At 61.7% G+C, this 19,498-nt stretch carries 15 protein-coding genes; 11 read left to right on the plus strand and 4 right to left on the minus strand.

Annotated elements, in window-relative coordinates; all coding sequences use genetic code 11:
* Window positions 1-23: 23 nt before the first annotated feature.
* Window positions 24-5,447 carry an alpha-2-macroglobulin family protein gene (locus tag ACR0KJ_RS09690; RefSeq protein WP_480626543.1) on the minus strand — a complete coding sequence of 1,808 codons (5,424 nt, stop codon included), beginning with the start codon at window positions 5,445-5,447 and terminating at the stop codon, window positions 24-26.
* Between the two features lie 116 nt (window positions 5,448-5,563).
* Between ACR0KJ_RS09690 and ACR0KJ_RS09695 the strand changes: the two genes are divergently transcribed.
* Window positions 5,564-7,768, plus strand: coding sequence for a response regulator (locus ACR0KJ_RS09695; RefSeq protein ID WP_480626544.1), 2,205 nt, complete (start codon window positions 5,564-5,566; stop codon window positions 7,766-7,768).
* A 146-nt stretch (window positions 7,769-7,914) separates the two neighbouring features.
* On the opposite strand, the gene yaaA is transcribed toward ACR0KJ_RS09695, so the two are convergent.
* The 3 genes from yaaA to ACR0KJ_RS09710 all read right to left on the minus strand — a co-directional run bounded on the left by yaaA (window position 7,915) and on the right by ACR0KJ_RS09710 (window position 11,135).
* A complete protein-coding gene (gene yaaA / locus ACR0KJ_RS09700) occupies window positions 7,915-8,685 on the minus strand; it encodes a peroxide stress protein YaaA (protein WP_170735720.1) in 771 nt (256 codons plus the stop codon).
* Window positions 8,686-8,718: 33 nt separating this feature from the next.
* A complete protein-coding gene (gene recQ / locus ACR0KJ_RS09705; RefSeq protein ID WP_480626545.1) occupies window positions 8,719-10,758 on the minus strand; it encodes a DNA helicase RecQ in 2,040 nt (679 codons plus the stop codon).
* An 86-nt stretch (window positions 10,759-10,844) separates the two neighbouring features.
* A complete protein-coding gene (locus ACR0KJ_RS09710; protein ID WP_480626546.1) occupies window positions 10,845-11,135 on the minus strand; it encodes a YggT family protein in 291 nt (96 codons plus the stop codon).
* Between the two features lie 131 nt (window positions 11,136-11,266).
* Here ACR0KJ_RS09710 and ACR0KJ_RS09715 point away from each other — a divergent pair, with 131 nt between their 5' ends.
* The 10 genes from ACR0KJ_RS09715 to smpB all read left to right on the plus strand — a co-directional run bounded on the left by ACR0KJ_RS09715 (window position 11,267) and on the right by smpB (window position 19,476).
* Complete coding sequence (locus tag ACR0KJ_RS09715) at window positions 11,267-12,634, plus strand: MFS transporter (RefSeq protein WP_170453554.1); 1,368 nt, start codon at window positions 11,267-11,269, stop codon at window positions 12,632-12,634.
* Window positions 12,631-13,494, plus strand: coding sequence for a penicillin-insensitive murein endopeptidase (mepA, locus tag ACR0KJ_RS09720; protein ID WP_170453555.1), 864 nt, complete (start codon window positions 12,631-12,633; stop codon window positions 13,492-13,494). Before ACR0KJ_RS09715 ends, mepA begins: the two co-directional genes overlap by 4 nt.
* Window positions 13,467-14,351 carry an esterase-like activity of phytase family protein gene (locus ACR0KJ_RS09725; protein WP_170453556.1) on the plus strand — a complete coding sequence of 295 codons (885 nt, stop codon included), beginning with the start codon at window positions 13,467-13,469 and terminating at the stop codon, window positions 14,349-14,351. The genes mepA and ACR0KJ_RS09725 overlap by 28 nt, the downstream gene beginning before the upstream one ends.
* A gap of 91 nt (window positions 14,352-14,442) precedes the next feature.
* Window positions 14,443-15,087 (plus strand): queuosine precursor transporter, encoded by a 645-nt coding sequence (locus ACR0KJ_RS09730; protein ID WP_170453557.1) that lies wholly within the window; start codon window positions 14,443-14,445, stop codon window positions 15,085-15,087.
* Window positions 15,088-15,349: 262 nt separating this feature from the next.
* Entirely contained in the window at window positions 15,350-15,769 is a 420-nt protein-coding gene (arfB, locus tag ACR0KJ_RS09735; RefSeq protein WP_170453558.1) for an alternative ribosome rescue aminoacyl-tRNA hydrolase ArfB, read from the plus strand.
* 57 nt (window positions 15,770-15,826) lie between these two features.
* Complete coding sequence (locus ACR0KJ_RS09740) at window positions 15,827-16,573, plus strand: SDR family oxidoreductase (RefSeq protein ID WP_170453559.1); 747 nt, start codon at window positions 15,827-15,829, stop codon at window positions 16,571-16,573.
* An 81-nt stretch (window positions 16,574-16,654) separates the two neighbouring features.
* On the plus strand, window positions 16,655-17,668 hold the full coding sequence (locus ACR0KJ_RS09745) for a P1 family peptidase (protein ID WP_170453560.1): 1,014 nt from the start codon (window positions 16,655-16,657) through the stop codon (window positions 17,666-17,668).
* Window positions 17,669-17,782: 114 nt separating this feature from the next.
* Window positions 17,783-18,196: a cytochrome c family protein gene (locus ACR0KJ_RS09750; RefSeq protein ID WP_170453561.1), complete on the plus strand. Its 414-nt coding sequence runs from the start codon at window positions 17,783-17,785 to the stop codon at window positions 18,194-18,196.
* Between the two features lie 202 nt (window positions 18,197-18,398).
* Entirely contained in the window at window positions 18,399-18,941 is a 543-nt protein-coding gene (idi, locus tag ACR0KJ_RS09755) for an isopentenyl-diphosphate Delta-isomerase (RefSeq protein WP_170453562.1), read from the plus strand.
* Between the two features lie 58 nt (window positions 18,942-18,999).
* Window positions 19,000-19,476, plus strand: coding sequence for an SsrA-binding protein SmpB (gene smpB, locus ACR0KJ_RS09760; RefSeq protein WP_170453563.1), 477 nt, complete (start codon window positions 19,000-19,002; stop codon window positions 19,474-19,476).
* Window positions 19,477-19,498 lie beyond the last annotated feature (22 nt).

The raw sequence follows: 19,498 nt of genomic DNA on the forward strand, positions 1-19,498 counted from the left end.
AGATTGATATGTCGGGCGACGGATCACCGAACCTCGATCTGCCCGGTTCCGGTCCGGGCGCGGTTTTGCGGGCGGTACATATCCTCGACCGAGGCCGCCGGGTGGTGGAACGTGCCCGGCGTGACCGCGCGGGCCACATAGGCCAGCGTCACGGTCTCACCGCCCGACAGATCAACCGCGGCCAGAAACCGGTCCGAGCGGAACTCGGTATGCGTCGCCTCGGACAGGTCCAACCAGTCCAGCGCGCGCACATCGCCCGAACGCAGCAGGTTCGGATTGTCGATCTCGATCCCCGCAGCCAGAGGGTCATCCACCATCAGCCGCGCGCCACCGCGCTCAAAGGGCGTGACTGTTAGAACCGTGACAAACCGGTCGCCGATGGCGAAGTTGGCCGGGTCCAGCGGCTCACCGTCCATCGAGTAATAGCTGCGCTCGATCGCATAGCCGGTGCCACCGGCCTCGGGCGGTGCGGTCGGGATGCCGGTGACAGTCAACGTGATGTCGGTTGGGTTTGCATCGGTGGCGGTGATGTTCAGCTCTTCCGTCAATCCGCTTTCCAGCACCTGAACGAAGGGGCCAGAGACCGGCGCGCCGTTCACCATCAACCGCGACCCGGATGGGTCCGAGACCAGCGCGTGGGCTGCCAGCAAAGACCACGATGCCTCCTGCGTCGACAGATACCCGCGACCGGCGCTGACGCGCTGGATCAGGGCGTCGCGGTCCACGGCCTGACTGCCCGCACCCACGGCCAGTGTCAGCAGACCGGCGGCGTCGCGCAGATCGGTGCCGTAATCTGCACGCCACAGGTATTTCTCTTGCGCGGGGCGGCGTTGCAGCATTTGGGCGGCACGGGCGAACATGGCGTCAGCGCGGGTCTGATCCCCATAAGAGGCCAGCGCCGCCCCCAATTGAGCCGCAGCCAGCGGAGTGTCGAACGCGTCGCCCTTGGCGTCTGCGTAGTATCGCAGATCGCCCATCGAGGCCGCCCCTTCGCGCGCCAGCACCATCAGGGCATAGGCAATGTCCTGACCCCCCTTGTCGAAGTCGGGCGCATAGTTGATGCGGTTGCGCAGGTTGTCCATGGCTTGGGCAAAGGCGCGGTCGGACACCGGGTGCCCCTGCGCACGGGCGCGCGACAGGAAGTCGGTGACATATGCGTCCAGCCAGAAATCCCCGCTGCCCGCGCGCCACAGGCCAAAGGCGCCGTTCGGGGCCTGCCGGGTCAGGATGCTGCGGATCGAGTCGGTGATGCGCTGATCCACCGCCGGGCCATCCCCCAGCCCCGAGGCTTGCGCGACCGATGACAGATAGAGCAGGGGCAGCGCCTTGCTGGTGATCTGTTCGGTGCAGCCATAGGGGTAGCGGTTCAGTTGGTCCAGCAAGCCGGGCGTGTCGAATTTCGCCAGCGCTCCGGCGGACAGGATGGCCTTGGCCGAACCGGGCTGGAACCCGTCAAACACATCCTGTGTAAGCAGGAAACTATCGCCTTCGCCCAGCGAAAACCGCCGTGTTTGAGCCACAGCAGGGTCATTTGCACGGATAGGCAATCTCAGGGTCTGCGATAGATCGCGGCCATCCGGAGTGGTGATCGCAACGCTGATTTCAGGATCGCCAACCGCAAGAGCGCTGACCGGGATCTCGAACGTGGTTTTGCCGCCGTCTTCCAGCACGAAACTGCTGGGCGCTGAGCCTAGTTGCAGCGTGGATGAGGATGTCAGCCCCAGTGCCATTTCCCCGCTTGGCCCGTCGGCATGGACGATTTCCAACAGCATTCGGCTTTGATCGCCGGGGGCTAGAAAGCGTGGCAGGCTGGCGGTGACGACCACCGGGTCGCGGACGATCATTTCGGCCTCGGCCTGACCGACGGCAGCGTTTGACCACGCCACAGCCATCAGGCGCACGGTTCCGTTGAAGGCGGGCAGGGGGATGTCAATCTCGACCTCGCCATTTGCATCGACCTGAACCGGTCCGCTGAAAACGGCCATCAGGTCCTGCGTTGGTGGCGGAGATTGTCGGCGTGTGCCAGCGTTGTCACCGCCCGAGCGGATCGTTCCCATCGCACCGTTCATGCCATCGATCAGACGCCCATAGACATCGCGCAGGTCCACGCCCAGACGACGCTGGCCAAAGAAATATCCCTGCGGGTCCGGGGTTTCGAATCCGGTCAGGTTGAGGATGCCCACATCCACAGCCGCCAAGGTCAGCCAGACCGGGTCGCCTTCGCGCGCATTTTCGACCCTGATACGGGCTTTTTGTGTTTCCCGCGGCGCGGTCACCTGGGGCACGTCGATGGCCACATCCAGCATGCGCCCCACCGGTTCGACCGTCGCATGGGCCACACCCATGGCCCGCGCCGGGTTCTGGCCTGCGGCGACGTCCATCGGGCGGATCACCGTGGCGGTGACATAGGCGCCCGCGCCCCAGTCTTCGGTGATTTCGATGGGGATCACGGATTCGCCTTCGGGCACCTCGACCATCTGGCGGTGGATCAGGCGGTTCGATAGCACTTCGATCTGTGCCATACCGGCCATACGTGGGACGATCCGCAATTGCGCGGTGTCGCCGGGGCGATAGCTGTCGCGGTCCAGCGACATCTCCAACCGGTCGGGCGAGGTGGATGCATCTGCCGCCTGATACCAACCTGCCGAGAACTCAACCGCCGTCTCGGCGTAAGCGCCATCAAGGCGTTGAACGACCAGTTCATACTGCCCCCAATCTACGGGCTGCGTCAGGGTCAGCGGGTCTGTGGTCGTTTCGACCTCACCCGTGGCAATGCGGGTGCGGCGGGTGGTCGGCTCCCAATTCCAGTCGCCGTATAGCTGGTACCACTGATAGCGGGTTTCCACCTTGTTCAGCGTCCAGCGCAGGCGCATGGGTTCCGGGGTCAGGTCGGGCGACAGGCCGACGATCTGAAAGGCGGCCTCGGTCCCCTCGGGGATCACATCGTCGAACAAGGGCCGGACACCGATCATCGCTTGCGCAGATCTGACTGGGGCTGTCAGCCGACGCTCCACCGGACGACCTGATCCATCGGACAGACGGGCGATGACAACCGCTTCGACCGGAGCGCCATCGGTCTCTAACACAGGGATTTCCACGGCAATTGTGGCTTGCCCGGCGGCATCCGTGCGGGCGTCACCGAAATAAGTGCTTTTGGTCGAGGTTTCGGCGTCGTACCGGCCAAAGCGATAGGTTTCATAGCCGGGAACGGTGTCCGCAGGGCGGGCGATGACCTGACCGTCGATGCCCAGATCCGACCCCGGCGCGCCGAACAGATAACGCGCGTCGATCTGCAAGGGCGGCGTGTCGCCGGGGCGCAGCGGGGCGTCCGGCAGGGTCAGGTCAAAGTCGATGCGTTCGGGCAGGAAATCCTCGATCAGAACGGTTTGGCGGGCCAGCGCTGCGCCCTTGGGATCGGACTTGATTTCGATCTTCCACGCCCCGCGCGGCACATCGGCCGCGACGGGCAAAGCAAAGACATGCCCCCCGGCGACCCCACCATCCGAGATTGCGCGGCGGTACTCCACCCCATCCGGGCGCGAAAGAATGGCCGTCAGCGGCAGGCCGTCAATCGCCTGCGCTGTGCTATCGCGCGTCAACGCGGTGACATGGATCACCTCGCCCGCGCGATAGGCCCCCCGGTCGGTGGTCAGGAACACATCCACCGGCCCGGCAGGCGCGCGCCCTTCGACCCCGCGATCCGAAAGGTCAAAGGCCGGGTCGGTCAGAGATAGAAAGCTGAAATCTGTATCCCCGTCGGATACCATCACCAAAGCAGGCGCGCTTGCGCCCGTGCCGCGAGTCAAACCGGGTTCAAACCGCACGTAGCCACTGTCATCGGTCTGCGCCTGGGCAATCACGGCATTGGCGTTGGACACCAGCGAGACGTCGATCCCCGCCCGAGGCGCGGCATCATGAAGCCCACGCACGGTCACATGCAGACCGTCAGTGCCCAAAGCCGTGCTGATCCCCAGATCGGTCAGGACAAACCATTGCGTCGCACCCGGATCGTCATAGGGATCGACGCCCGGAACACGCGCCGTCAGCGCGTAGATGCCTGCGGGCTGCTCGGCAATCGCCTCGGCCATCGGCAGACGGGCGGTCATGGTTTGGTTCAACTCGTTCGAAATATCAGCTGTGCCGGTCCAGATATCCTCGGCGATCTCTTCCGAGAACGTCTCTTCCTGCCAATCGCTTAGCGGGCGGCCAAAGAAATCCTGCTGCACCGCGCGGATCAGGTTGCGGTCACTGACACGCCGCAGGGTCAGGTCCAGAGATGCGGTATTTACCGTTTCGACCGGCAGGGCGGCATCCGCCGATTTCGGCAGCACATAGCTGCGTCCGGGAAAGCGGACCGACGGCGCGCGATCCCGCACGTAATGCGTCAATTCCACCGTGCGGTTCAAAGCCTCGCCCGATGCGGCTGGAAGCCCCTCACGCAAGCTCAGACGATAGCGTTGGCCGTGCGCCACGCCATCAACGCAGAGGTTTTTGCCTTCAACCTGCACCACCAACCCCTCGGTGCTGCGCTGCACATAGGGGTCATAATCGACCCCGGCCTTGACCAGCGGTTCCGAGAACTCAACACAGATACGCGGCGCGGCGGCGTTGCTTTCAACGGTGCTGTCGATGACGCGGAAGCCATATTTCCCGATTGCCTCATCCAACGCGGCCAGCACATCCGCACGCGGCTGAACCTGTTCCGCCAGACGCAGGGCAGACACCATGTCCCGCCCGCGATCCGCCGCTTCCAGCGCGTCCGCCAGGATCATCAAAGCCGCGATCTGAGTCCCCGGCGCATCCGAACGTAGATACCCGTTGACGGCTGCGTTCAGGGCACGTTCTCGCAACTCACGCCCTTCGCGATAGCCATTGGGGTCCAGGCCCAGCAACAGCCTTGCATATTCCGCCCACAATTCTGGCGCGTCGCTCAGGGTCACAGCCGCCCCGGTCCAGAGCATTGCCAACCTGTCGGTATCCGCGTTCCGCGCCGCATCCAGCAAAGTCTGCAGATCACGATCCCCGGCATTGTGCAAAAACCCAAGGTCGCGCGCCTGCTGCGCTGCGCTGTTGAGGTCTTTCTGGCGGATGAAGGTCAACGCATCTGCGCGCGTTTTCGCCAGTGTTAGGGTCTGTTCCGACGTCGACACCTTCTGCGCCGACACTGCGCCCTGATAGGGCTCCTGCCGGTTCACGCCGCTTTTGGGAAAACAGGCATCGGATCGGGTGTTGTAGGTGAACGCTGTGCATTGCTGATTGGCCGAGCACGCCCGAATGCAGGATTGCAGATCCGTGTCGAACAGCGCGTCCAGATCCGAGCCATAAAAATCCGCATCCCGCGTGGTGATATAGCGGAATTCCGGCACCGTTGTCTGGGCCACTGACGCCATGGGCAGGATCAGCAAAGAAAAGATGTAAGCAATTGAAATAAAAACAAAGCGGTGCATCGGGGCCTCCTATTCCCCATCAATCTCGCATGCGGCCCGCGGGTCACGCAACGGCTTAAACACTTTTTCATCGGTTGGTCGGATGCTGGCTGCGGATCAGACCGGAATTGAACATCATGAGCCTTGCGCAGAAACTGGCACAGGAACGGCGCGCGCGTCTCGCGGCCGAGCGGATGCTGGAAATGAAACAGGCCGAGCTTTACGCGGCCAATCGCAAACTGGGTCGCCACGCCATGGCCCTGACCAAGCGCATCGGTGAGACTCAGGCCGAGGTTGAGACGGTCCGGGATGAAAACGAAAAGGTCAAATCCGATCTGACAGTGGCGCATGCCAAGGTCGAGGTTGCAGAACGCCGCCTGTGGCATTCGATCCAGACGATTCAGGACGGGTTCGCATTTTTTGACGGTGACAGCCGCCTGATCAGCGCCAACACCGCTTATCTGAGCGTATTTGAGGGGTTGGACGAGGTCGCGCCGGGTATCTCATATACAAGGATTCTCGACCTGCTGACGACCGAGGGGATCGTGGATATCGGCGATGAGAAAGCCGCCGAATGGCGCACCCGGATGCAGGATCGATGGGCATTGGCCAATCCGCCGTCCGAAGTAATTCAATTGTGGAACGGCGAATATATCCGCCTGATCGATCAACGCGGCAATGGCGGCGATGTGGTCAGCCTGGCGCTGAACATCACCGCCTCGGTCCGGCACGAAGCTGAATTGCAGGCCGCCCGCGACCGGGCCGAGGCCGCCAACCGCGCCAAGTCGGCTTTTCTTGCGAATATGAGCCATGAGATCCGCACACCGATGAACGGCATCGTCGGCATGACCGAGTTGCTGTCCGAAACCCCGATGGACGAGGAACAACGCCTTTACGTCAACACCATCCGCAACTCGGGCGAGGCGCTGTTGGTTATCATCAATGACGTGCTGGATTATTCGAAGATCGAAGCCGACAAGCTGATCCTGCATCCCGAACAGTTCGATCTGGAACGCTGCATTCTGGAAGTGGCGATGCTGTTGCAGCCCAGCGTGCGGGACAAGGGACTGACGCTGCTGGTGGATTACGACCTGTTCCTGCCAACGCTGTTTGTGGGCGATCCGGGTCGGGTGCGGCAGGTGCTGACCAACTTGGTGGGCAACGCCGTCAAATTCACCAGTGACGGTCACGTCCTGATCCGGGTTACCGGCGTACCGCATCCGGACACGCAGGAATGCGACATCCATATCGCGATCGAAGACACCGGCATCGGAATCGCGCCGGACAAGATCAGTCACATCTTTGGCGAGTTCAACCAGGTCGAGGATGAGCGTAATCGCCAATTCGAAGGCACCGGGCTGGGTCTTGCGATCACCAAGCGCCTGATCACCATGATGGGCGGCACAGTCTGGGTCGAAAGCGAGGTGGGGCAGGGCTCTTGCTTTGGGTTCCGGGTGTCGCTGCCCACCGCCGAAGGTCCTCAGCCCGCGCCGCCTGATCTGGATGGTCGCCTGAAACATGTGATGGTGGTCGAAGATATGGCCGTGAACCGCGCCATCCTTGCCAAGCAACTCGGCCGCCTTGGCGCAGACGTCACGATGTGCGCCTCGGGGGGTGAGGCTTTGGCAAAGCTGGATGCAACCGTCGATCTGGTCCTGTGTGACCACGACCTGCCGGATATGGACGGGCTGGAACTTGCGACAACTGTGAAAGATCGCGGCTGGTCAGAGCTGCCGGTGGTGATCATGTCGGCAAATCCGGGCGTCATCTACGCCGATCCCGCCCGGCACCTGATCGAAGGCGTTCTGCAAAAGCCAATCCCGCGATCCGAGCTTTATAGCCGCCTCATGGCGCTGGGCAACGCCGCGTTGAAACCCGACCCCCCGGAAGTGGCCGAAGCTGGCTCTGCGCAGAAACCAGAACGCCAAAGGCGGATGCGCGTCCTTGCGGCCGAGGACAATCGCACCAACCAACTGATCCTGAAGAAGATGGTGAAAGACCTGAACATCGATCTTCAGTTTGCAGGCAATGGGCTAGAGGCGGTTGAAACCTATCAGGAATTCGCCCCTGACCTGATTTTCATGGACATTTCCATGCCTAAAATGGACGGCAAGCAGGCGACCGCCGAAATCCGGCGGCATGAGATTGAAACGGGCGGCCATGTCCCCATTGTTGCCCTGACCGCGCATGCCATGGCGGGTGACGATCAGGGCATCCTGTCCGCCGGGCTTGATCACTACCTGACCAAACCGCTGCACAAGAAGCTGATCCACCAGATGATTCTGGATCACCGCCCGGATGAAGCCCAACCGGTCTCGGACAGCCCGGCACCGACAGGCTAGCGCCGCTCGCCCCACACACGCCACGCTTCAAACCGCGCAACCGGATCCCCTTCATCTGGCCAAAAATATCTCGGGGAGCGCGAGGGGCAGCGCCCCTCGCTCCGCCATCAACAACCAGGACCACAGGCCGGTTTCATGCGTAAGGTTCAAGCCTGATAAGGGCGCAGGAAAACCGGCTTGTTTTCCTCAGACAGTTCCGGGCGGTATTCATACCCGCCGCTGTCGAAATCGAGCAGCCCTTTGGGATCGGTCAACCGATGCTGAATGATATAGCGCGCCATCGCGCCGCGCGCTTTCTTGGCAAAGAAGCTGACGATCTTGGGTGTGCCGCCCTTGTCTTCCATGAACACGGGCGTGATCACGCGCAGTTTCAGTGCCTTCAGGTCGACTGCACCGAAATATTCCTGACTTGCGCAGTTCACCAGAACATCGCCACCAATCTCTTCGGCCTGCGCGTTCAGAGATTTGCTCAACTGGTCGCGCCAGTATTCATACAGGTTCTTGCCGCGGCGGGTTTTCAGTTTGCTGCCCATCTCCAACCGATAGGGCTGAATCGCGTCCAGCGGGCGCAGCACGCCGTAAAGACCCGACAGAATGCGCAGATGATCCTGCGCCCAGGCCATCTCATCCGCGTCCAGCGAGGCTGCCTCGAGCCCCTGATAGGTATCCCCGGCAAAGGCCAGCGCGGCGGGGCGGGTGGTGTCAGCCTCAGGCGCGTCGGCAAAGGCGCGATAGCGGTCGCGGTTCAGGCGGGCCAGATCGTCGCTCAGGTCCATCAGCTTTTTCAGATCGCCCAGCGTCAGGTTGCGGGCGGTTTTTGACAGGCGGATCGCGTCGTCCTGAAAATCGGGTGCTGTGACCTCAATATCCCGCTCTGCCCAGTCCAGCCGTTTGGCCGGGGAAATCACTACCAGCATATCCGCCCTCGTTCCTTGCCTGATGCCGGGTATTTAGCCCGCATCCCGCAGCACGTCCAGAAAGGCCGCGCCAAACCTTTCGTGACGGCGGTCGCCCAGAACCTGTTCGAGCGCGCGCGGATCGTCGGGGCGCAGCTGCGCCACCTTGGCCAATAGCGAGGCGGAGCAGGTCAGCGGTTTGTCGATCCCGTCCGGGCCACGCGACAGCTGAGATTGCACCTCGAGCAAACGGTCATAAATCTCGCCCTGATCGCGGCCTGCCAGCTTGCGGCGCGCGGGGTGAAGGGCCTCGACCGCGCCCGCAATCACCTCCAGAAACGTATCGCCGTAGCGTTCCAGCTTCTTCGCGCCGACCCCGCCGATCCGGGCCATGTCGTCCAGCGTCGCGGGGCGGGTCTCGGCCATTTCGATCAGGGTGCGGTCAGGGAAAATGACATAAGCCGGAACCCGTGCGGATTCCGCCAGCGCGCGGCGCTTGGCCTTGAGCGCGGACAGCAGCGGCGCGTCTTCCTCGGACACCATCGCCTTGACCGCTGGCCGCCGGGTGGCCTTGCGGATCGTGTCTTTGCGCAGGTTGATCTGCGTCTCGCCTTTCAGGATCGGTTTGGCGGCCTCGGTCATGCGCAGCGCGCCGTGGCGGTCGGGATCGGGGCGGACCAGATCGTGACCCATCATCTGCCGGAAAATCGCCTGCCATTGGGGCCGTGACCAATCCTTGCCGATGCCGTAAGTGGACAGGTTGTCGTGACGGCGGGCGCGGATCTTGTCGGTCTCATTGCCCAGCAGAATGTCGATCAGATGGCCCGCGCCGAACCATTCCTCGGTCCGCAGGATGGCGGACAAGGCCATACGGACAGGGGTGGTGCCGTCAAACACGTCCGGAGGAGTATCGCACAGGTCGCATTTACTACAGGGGTCGATCTGCTCGCCGAAATAGCCCAGCAGGGTCTGACGGCGGCAAACCAGCGCCTCGGCCAGCCCTAGCAGGGCATTCAGCCGCGCATGATCGGCCATGCGCCGTTCAGGTGGGGCCAGTCCTTCGTCGATCTGGGATCGGCGCAGGCGGATATCATCCGGCCCAAACAGGGTTAGGGTCTCGGCGGGGCCACCGTCGCGACCGGCGCGGCCGATTTCCTGATAATAAGCCTCGATGGACTTGGGCAGGTCCGCGTGGGCGACCCAACGGATATCGGGTTTGTCGATGCCCATACCGAAAGCCACGGTGGCAACCACGATCAGCCCATCTTCGCGGGCGAAACGGGTTTCGACGATGCGGCGGTCCTCGGCCTCCATCCCGCCGTGGTAATGGCAGGCCGAGTGGCCCTCGGCGCGCAGGGCCTGCGCCAGCACCTCGGTCTTGTTGCGCGTGCCGCAATAGACGATGCCGGACTGACCCTTGCGGGCAGCGGCAAAGTCGAGGACCTGCTTGCGTGGCCCGTCCTTGGCGGCAAAGGCCAGATGGATGTTGGGTCGGTCGAACCCGCGCAGGAACTTGCGCGGCGCGGTGCCGTCGAACAGTTTCTCGACAATCTCGTCCTGCGTTTCCGCATCCGCCGTGGCGGTGAAGGCGGCCAGCGGCACGTTCAGCGCGCGCCGTAGCTCTCCGATCCGCAAATAATCAGGGCGGAAATCGTGGCCCCATTGGCTGACGCAATGCGCCTCGTCCACGGCGATCAGGCTGACGTTGATCCGGCGCAGCATCCCCAGTGCCGACACGGCAGACAGACGTTCGGGGGCCATATAGAGCAGCTTCAGCCGCCCGGCCTCCAATGCGTCCCACACGGCATCGGTTTCTTCCTGTGTATTGCCGGAGGTCAGCGCCCCGGCCTCAACGCCCGCCTCTTGCAAGCCGCGCACCTGATCGCGCATCAGGGCGATGAGAGGCGAGATTACCACCGTGACCCCGTAGCGCAGCAGGGCAGGCAGTTGGAAACATAAGGATTTACCGCCCCCCGTGGGCATGATCGCCAGCACGTTTTCGCCAGCGGTCACGGCATCGACAATCTCTTCCTGCCCGGGGCGGAAGGCGTCGAATCCAAAGACATCTCGCAGCAAAGGCGCGGAGTCGAACATCTGCGGGGGTGCCCTGTTTTAAGGTTTATCTGCTCTTAAGACAGGACAATCACATACTAAGATTCGGTGAACAAGAGGGATCAGTGTCAGCTTAAAGCTCTGAACAGTTCCGGCAGAATATAACTTCTAAGCGAAATGATGACGATAAGCACCACCAATGGTGTCAAATCAATACCGCCCAAGTCCGGCATTACGCGGCGAATTGGGCGATAAATCGGTTCGAGAATGCGGTTCAGGCCATACCAGATCTGAGCGACGAACTGCTGATGCAGGTTCAGAACTTGAAAGTTGATCAGCCAACTCATGATGACATGAACGATAACGAACCAGTATGCGATGCTCAGAACCAAATCTAACGGGCCAAAGATTGCCATCATGTTCGAATACTCCTCGTTCGTTGCCTGAGACCTAAGATCCTCTGCCGCAAAGAGCAAGCCTGCGCCAACTGAAAGCTTGCGAATTGGGACAAAGCCCCGTCTTATGAAGTCAAAGAAGAACAGGGGCAGTCATGGCAGAGATTTCCAAGCGCAAGCGCATCTGGGGATGGTGGTTTTTCGACTGGGCCAGTCAGCCCTATCACACCTTGCTGGTGACATTTGTGTTCGGCCCCTATTTCGCAGGGGTCGCCGCCGGGTATTACGCCAATACCGGGCTTGGTGCCGAGGCCGCCGCCGCGCAGGCGCAGACGGTCTGGGCAAACTGCCTGACCATCACCGGTCTGATCATCGCGTTCGGGGCGCCCTTGCTGGGCGCAATGGCGGATGTGTCGGGGCGGCGCATCCCCTGGATATTTGCCTTTTCGGTGATGTATGCGGTGGGCTCGGCTGCGCTGTGGTACACGCTGCCCGATGGCTCGAATATGTGGCTGATGCTGTCGGCTTTTGGTCTGGGCTTTGTAGGGGCGGAATATGCGCTGATCTTCATCAACTCGCAGTTGCCCGATCTGGGGAATGACGATGAGGTGGGCGAGATTTCCGGCTCGGGCTTTGCGTTCGGCTATTTCGGCGGTCTGATCTCGCTCGCGATCATGCTGGCGCTGTTTGTGGAACAGCCCAATGGCAAGACCCTGATCGGAATGGAGCCATTGTTCGGGCTGGACGCCGCCGCGCGCGAGGGCACGCGTTTTGTCGGTCCGTTCACCGCCGGGTGGTTCGTTCTGTTCATGGTGCCCTATTTCCTGTGGGTGCGCGATGATCCGCAAACCGAAAAGAAGGGCAGCGTCGGAGAGGCGTTGCGCCTTTTAGGCAAGTCGATCGCCGCCTTGCGTCATCGGGGCAGTCTGGCGGCTTATCTGGGTTCGTCCATGTTCTACCGCGACGCGCTGAACGGGCTTTACAGCTTTGGCGGCGTTTACGCGCGGCTGGTGCTGGAATGGGACCTGATCAAGATCGGCGTGTTCGGGATCGTCAGCGTTCTGGCCTCGGCCATCTTTGCTTGGATCGGCGGCAAGATGGATCGGAAATACGGCCCTAAACCGGTGATTTTGACCGCGATCTGGGTGCTGATCTTTGTCTGCGCCACCGTGGTGATGATGGACCGGACGCAGATTTATGGCATCAGCCTGCCCGAAGGGTCCAACCTGCCGGATCTGGTGTTCTTTGGCTGCGGCGTTCTGATCGGCGGCATGGGGGGGATTCTGCAATCGGCCAGCCGCTCGATGATGGTGCGCCACACGGATCCCGCCACCCCGGTTGAAAGCTTTGGGCTTTATGGACTGTCGGGTCGCGCCACAGCCTTTGCCGCGCCGCTGCTGATCGGGATTGCCACAACCGTGACTGGCAGCGCGCGACTGGGGGTGTCACCCATCGTCCTGTTGTTTATTCTGGGGCTGTTCCTAATGCGCTGGGTGAAACCGGAAGGGGATCAGAGCAGATGATTTTACGACGTTTTTTGATAGTTTTGGCCGCGCTTACCCTGGCAAGTACAGCAACGGCCGAGCCTTTGGCCAAACAGTTATTTGGCGCGCAGAGGGCCAGTTCACAGCAAAAACCGGCCGCTTTCGGCAGTTATTCGCGCGGCTGCGCTGCCGGTTCAGTGCAGTTGCCGGAAACCGGGCCCACATGGCAGGCGATGCGGCTGTCGCGGAACCGAAACTGGGGCCATCCAGAGGCAATCGACTACGTGCAGGACCTCAGCCGTTTTGCCGCCAAACAACCGGGGTGGAACGGCCTTTATATCGGGGATATCAGCCAGCCGAGGGGCGGGCCGATGACCTCGGGCCATCGCTCGCATCAACTTGGGTTGGACATCGATATCTGGATGCTGCCCGGCGGTGATATGCGCCTTAGCCGCACTGCGCGCGAGAACCTTTCTTCCATCTCCCTACGCCGCTCTGGCGGGGCCTTTGTGAACGGCAACTGGACCCCTCAGCACCACGCGATCCTGCGTGAAGCTGCCAAAGACAAACGCGTGGCGCGGATCTTTGTCTTTCCCGGTGCCAAGGTTCAGATGTGCAACAACGAGACAGGCAACCGCGCCTATCTGCGCAAGATCAGGCCGTGGTGGGGGCATCACTATCACTTCCACGTCCGTCTGAAATGCCCGCGCGGATCGCGTGGTTGCGTCAATCAGGATCCGCCGCCCCGGGGCGACGGGTGCGCTCAGGCGCAGGAATGGGTGAACAACATCCTCAACCCTCCGCCACCCGACCCGAACGCCCCAGCCCCCAAGAAACGCCGGGAGTATGTTCTGGCTGATTTACCCCAGCAATGCGCCGCCGTTTTGTCGTCCAACTGATAGCAGCGGCGGCTATTGCGGGATCGGTCGGGGCCGTTGAGGTCAAAACCGCCACGCAACTTGGCAGCTATGTCTGGAGGCATAACGCCGAATGGTTCGGCGGGTTTTCGGCCATCCATATGTCGGAAAACGGCACTCACATCACGGTGCTCAGCGACCGGGCAACGCTGGTCACGGCCCGCATCGCCCGTGACGGGGATCAGATCACCGACATCCGAATTCTGGGCCAATGGCCTGTTCTGTCCAGCGCGGGCCGCATCATGCTGGGCTATGCGGGGGATTCCGAAGGCATCGCAATGGCGCCGGATGGCGGGTTCTATATTTCGTTCGAAGGCGTGCATCGCGTGGCCTATTACCCGGCGCCGGGAACAAGGGCCCAGGTCTTGCCCCGGCCCAAGGCGTTTGACGGTCTGGATCGCAACGGCTCGTTCGAAGGGCTGGCAATCGACGATCAGGGTCGCCTTTATACCCTGACCGAGAAAAGCCGCACGGCGCAGGGGGACATCCCTGTCTATCGCTGGAATGGGCGCGCGTGGTCTACGCCCTTTGTCCTGCTGCAACGCGGGGATTTCCGGCCTGTGGCTGGCGATTTCGGCCCGGATGGGCGGTTTTATGTGTTGGAACGCACCGCTTCCATAACCGGCTTTCGGTCGCGCCTGCGGCGGTGGGATGTCTCTGATGACACGCCAAAGGCCGAAGAAACCCTGATTGAGACAGGCAAAGGCGCGCATGACAACCTCGAAGGGCTGTCGGTCTGGCGCGATGAACAGGGCCGATTGCGCGCCACCATGATCTCGGATGACAACTTTCTGGCGCTGCAACGGACCGAGTTGGTGGAATACCTGCTGCCCGATTGACAGGCCGCAGGCAAAGGTCTAAACGCACGGCTTGCCTTGGGATGAGCCCTTGGCCAAGTCGCCGCTACCTTGTCAAAACGGGCATCAAAATATGCAACGCAGCTTTATTCCCGGCATTCTTGCCATGGCCGCCATTGTCGTGGCCTCGAACATCCTGGTCCAGTTCCTGATCCTTGACGGGCTGTTGACCTGGGGCGCCTTCACCTATCCGCTGGCCTTTCTGGTCACTGACATCATGAACCGCGTCTATGGCGTGGGCCCGGCCCGCAAGGTCGTGTTTGCCGGGTTTGTCACCGGTATCATCTGCTCGCTGATCGGCAGCCAGATCGTGCTGCAAGGGGACGGCTTCACCTATACCGCCGTACCGCTGCGGATCGCAGTCGCGTCGGGTACCGCCTTCCTGATCGCACAGCTGACCGATGTGACCATCTTCAATGCGATGCGCGGCGGTCGCTGGTGGCGCGCGCCGCTAGTCTCAACCCTTGTGGGCTCGGCTTTGGACACTGCGATCTTCTTTACCCTCGCCTTCTCGGCCTCGGTTACGGTCTTCGGTGCTGGCGCAGACGCAGCCATCAGCTGGGCGTGGGAGCCTGTGCCCTTCATGCTGTCCGGCCCGATGGCCCCCCTGTGGGTCACACTGGCCTTTGCCGATTGGCTGGTGAAACTGTCCCTGGCGCTGATCGCGCTGATTCCGTTCAAGGTGATTGTTTCCCGCCTGACTGCGCAGCCCGCGTAAAAAACGTTTGGAGAATGGCACAACTTGTGCCACCATCCTTTTCAACCGCAACAGATAGAAAAGGAGGTGATCCAGTGTCGAGAAAGAGATTGGAGAGAGGTGTCGGAACAACCGGGGGGATCGCCTGCTAGGGCAGCCCTTGGCGGAGCGCTCGCTCCGGCTGGTCGATTGATCTAACCGACCCGACCTCCTGAACTTTCGAAGGGCCGTCCCGCCGGGGCGGCCCTTTCTGTTTCTGTGCGGTCCCTGTAAGGTCCGCCTCATGTTGCGCATCACCGACGAGATCACCCTGCAGGACTGGGAAATGACGGAAAGCTTCGTGCGGTCCTCTGGCCCCGGCGGGCAGAACGTCAACAAGGTGTCCACCGCCGTCGAGTTGCGGTTCGAAGCCGCGCGCTCGCCTTCACTGCCCGACCCGGTGAAGAACAGGCTGAAACGGCTGGCCGGGCGGCGCTGGACCAAGGATGGCGCGATCATCATCCAATGCGAAGAAACCCGATCTCAGGCCCGCAACCGCGAACTTGCCCGCGCCCGACTGGCCGAACTGATCGCCCGCGCGCTGGTCAAACCCAAACGGCGGGTCGCGACGAAACCGACCTATGGGTCGGTCAAACGGCGGTTGGCAGCGAAAAAGGCGCGTGGTGACGTCAAGGCGCTGCGTGGCAAAGTGTCGGAAGAATGATCTGGCATCTTTGCGATGCGTTGCTACTCTGCCCCTGACAGGCAGGAGGGCAACATCATGAGGCTGGACGGAAAAACCGCAATCGTGACCGGCGCGGCGTCCGGGTTCGGGGCAGGGATCGCACAGAAGTTTCTGGCCGAAGGGGCCCGTGTGATGATCGCCGATATAAACGGCGACGCAGCGCAGGACATGGCCGCGCAACTTGGACCAAACGCCTTGGCGCAGCAGGTGGATGTGGGTGACCGTGTCTCGGTCCAGGCCATGGCCGATGCAGCCTATGCCACATACGAACATCTCGACATTCTGGTCAACAATGCGGGCGTCACGCATCTGCCCACACCGCTGGAAGATGTCAGCGAGGATGACTTTGAACGCGTCTTCAATGTGAACATGAAATCCGTCTACCTGACCGCCCGCGCCTTTGTCCCCGCGATGAAGGCCCGCGGCGCGGGGGCTATCCTCAACGTCGCCTCCACAGCAGGCCTGTCGCCGCGCCCTAACCTGAACTGGTATAACGCCTCCAAGGGCTGGATGATCACCGCAACCAAGACCATGGCCGTTGAACTCGCCCCCTCTGGTGTGCGGGTGAACGCGATCTGCCCGGTGGCGGGTGAAACCCCGCTATTGAAATCCTTCATGGGCGAAGACACGCCCGAGATTCGCGCCAAGTTTCTCTCAACAATCCCGCTCGGCCGCTTCTCGACCCCCGAGGACATGGCCAACGCCGCTCTGTTCTTGTGCTCGGACGAAGCCAGCATGATCACCGGAACCGCATTGGAGGTCGACGGTGGCCGTTGCATCTGATCCGCTCTTCATCTGGCTAAAAATATCCCCGCCGGAGGCAGCGCGCCTGCGCGCTTCCCGGCCCCAACCTCGACAAAATCAATGACCCCTGGACCCAGAAACCTGATCACCGATGTCCCTGGCCTGCGGGTCGGCAACGCGCAGGATGGCACGCTGAAATCCGGCACAACCGTCCTGACGGCGGATGCGGCCTTCACAGCTTCGGTCCATGTGATGGGCGGCGCGCCGGGAACGCGCGAAACCGATCTGCTTGCGCCGGACAAATCGGTTACACGGGTTGATGCGATTGCGCTGTCCGGTGGTTCGGCCTTCGGGCTGGATGCGTGTTCGGGCGTCTCCGATGCGCTGCGGGCGCAGGGCCGGGGGTTTCCGGTCGGGGACACTGTGGTTCCGATCGTGCCGGGCGCGATCCTGTTCGATCTGCTGAATGGCGGCGACAAGGAGTGGGAGGAAAACCCCTATCGCGCATTGGGGCGCAGCGCGTTCGAAAACGCCAGCGAAGACTTCGCGCTGGGTACGGCGGGCGCAGGCACGGGTGCTCTGGCGGCGATGCACAAGGGCGGGCTGGGCTCCGCCTCGCTGGTGCTGGAAAGCGGTATCACCGTTGGCGCGCTGGTTGCGGCCAACCCGCTGGGCAGCGTCACCACACCGGGTGAGCGTCATTTCTGGGCGGCGCCGTTTGAAATCGGGGATGAATACGGCGGTTTAGGCCCTGATCCCAATGCCGGTCTGGGCCGTCCGCCCCCCAGTCGCAAGGCACAGGCGATGCGCGGCGATCCCGAGAAAACAAACACCACGATCGCGATTGTCGCCACCGATGCCGCTTTGTCGAAACCTCAGTGCCAGCGCGTTGCCGTGGCGGCCCATGACGGCATCGCCCGCGCTGTGCTGCCGGCGCATACGCCGGGCGACGGGGATCTGGTCTTTGGGGTCGGCACCGGGGCAAGGACACTGTCCTCTGACGCCGAGCTTGGGATGATCGGCCACGCGGCTTCGATCTGCCTTGCACGTGCCATTGCGCGCGCGGTTTATCTGGCGACCCCGGCACAAGGCGATCTGTTGCCCTGTTGGTCCGTGTTACATGACTTAAGTTAAGGACAGCCTCTATGTCGCAGTGGCAGAGTGTCGTCACGCGGCAATCTGCCGGTTGACTCTTTTTTGTACCGACGGTCCATTCGGTGCAGCCAATTTCGTATCGGAGCTAAGACAATGAATCGTATCCTCGCTACCGCAATTGTCGGCCTGCTGGCCCTGCCAGCGTATGCAGAAGGTGATGCCGAGGCCGGCAAGAAAGCCTTCAACAAGTGTAAATCCTGCCACCTGATCGCTGACCCTGCCGGCGAAGTGATCGTGAAAGGCGGCAAGACCGGACCCAACCTCTACGGCGTCGCAGGCCGGACCGCTGGCACCTATGAAGGGTTCAAATATGGCGACAGCATCGTCGCCGCCGGTGAAAACGGGCTGGTCTGGGACGAGGAAACCTTTGTCGCCTATTCGCAGGACCCCAAGGCGTTCCTGAAAGACTATCTGGATGACACCGCGGCCAAGTCGAAAATGACCTTCAAGCTGAAATCCGGGGCCGAGGACGTTTTTGCCTATATCGTCAGCGTCTCTGGCGAATAAATTCACACGTTCATAACGGGTGACATGACGAAAGGCCGCAGCCCCTGCGGCCTTTCGTGCGCTTGATAACTGGCCTTAACGTTGCCAGTTTGACCTCACGTGGCGAAACAACACTCCGACGGGGCCGCGACGCCAAGCCGATCCGGCCTTAGCTTTTCTTTTTACTTCCCCCGTCCTACGGATCGGCAGCAGGAGACGACCGATGGGAATCATGATCCCGGCCTGGGTTGATGGCGAACTGACCCCAGTAGACAAGCTGGAGGCACATCAGAAAGGCCTCAGGCACAAGGCGGTGTCGGTTTTCGTTATTCGCGGGACCGAGATTTTGCTGCAGCGGCGCGCGCTGGGCAAATATCACACGCCCGGCCTGTGGGCGAATACCTGCTGCACCCATCCCGACTGGGGCGAAAACGCCTCGACGTGTGCCGTGCGCCGCTTGCGGGAAGAGCTTGGGATCACCGGTCTTTACCCGGAATACCGCCACCGGCTGGAATATCACGCCGATGTCGGCAACGACATGGTCGAGCATGAGGTGGTGGATGTCTTTCTGGCCCATGTGCGCGGCCCGCTGAAGATCGAGCCGAACCCGGACGAGGTGATGGAGATCCGCTGGATCGACTATCACGACCTGCTGGCCGAGGTGCAGCGCCACCCGGACCGGTTCACGCCCTGGCTGAAGATCTATCTGCACAACCATGCCGACACGATTTTTGGCCCCGACCTGATCATTTCCGCAAAATCCTGAGGCGCAGGGCATATCCTTGTCTTGCATGGCTGCTGCAAGCGGCCTAAATCAACGCGTCATGGCCAAGCAGAAGACCGACCCGAATTACAAAGTGATCGCCGAAAACCGGCGCGCCCGCTTCGATTACGCAATCGAAGAGGATATCGAGTGCGGCATCGTGCTGGAAGGCTCCGAGGTCAAATCCCTGCGGGCCGGTGGTTCGAACATTGCCGAAAGCTATGCCTCGGTCGATGATGGAGAGCTGTGGCTGATCAACAGCTACATTGCACCGTATGAGCAGGCCAAGGTGTTCAAACACGAAGAACGCCGCCGCCGCAAACTGCTGGTCTCACGCAAGGAGTTGTCCAACCTGTGGAATGCGACCCAGCGCAAGGGTATGACGCTGGTGCCGCTGGTTCTGTATTTTAACCATAAGGGCCGGGCCAAGCTGAAGATCGGCATCGCCAAGGGTAAAAAGCTGCACGACAAGCGAGAAACGCAGGCCAAGCGCGACTGGTCACGGCAAAAGCAGCGTTTGATGAAAGATCACAGCTAGGGTGGGTGACACCCCGACCACT

The sequence above is a fragment of the Ruegeria sp. AD6 genome (assembly GCF_056542325.1).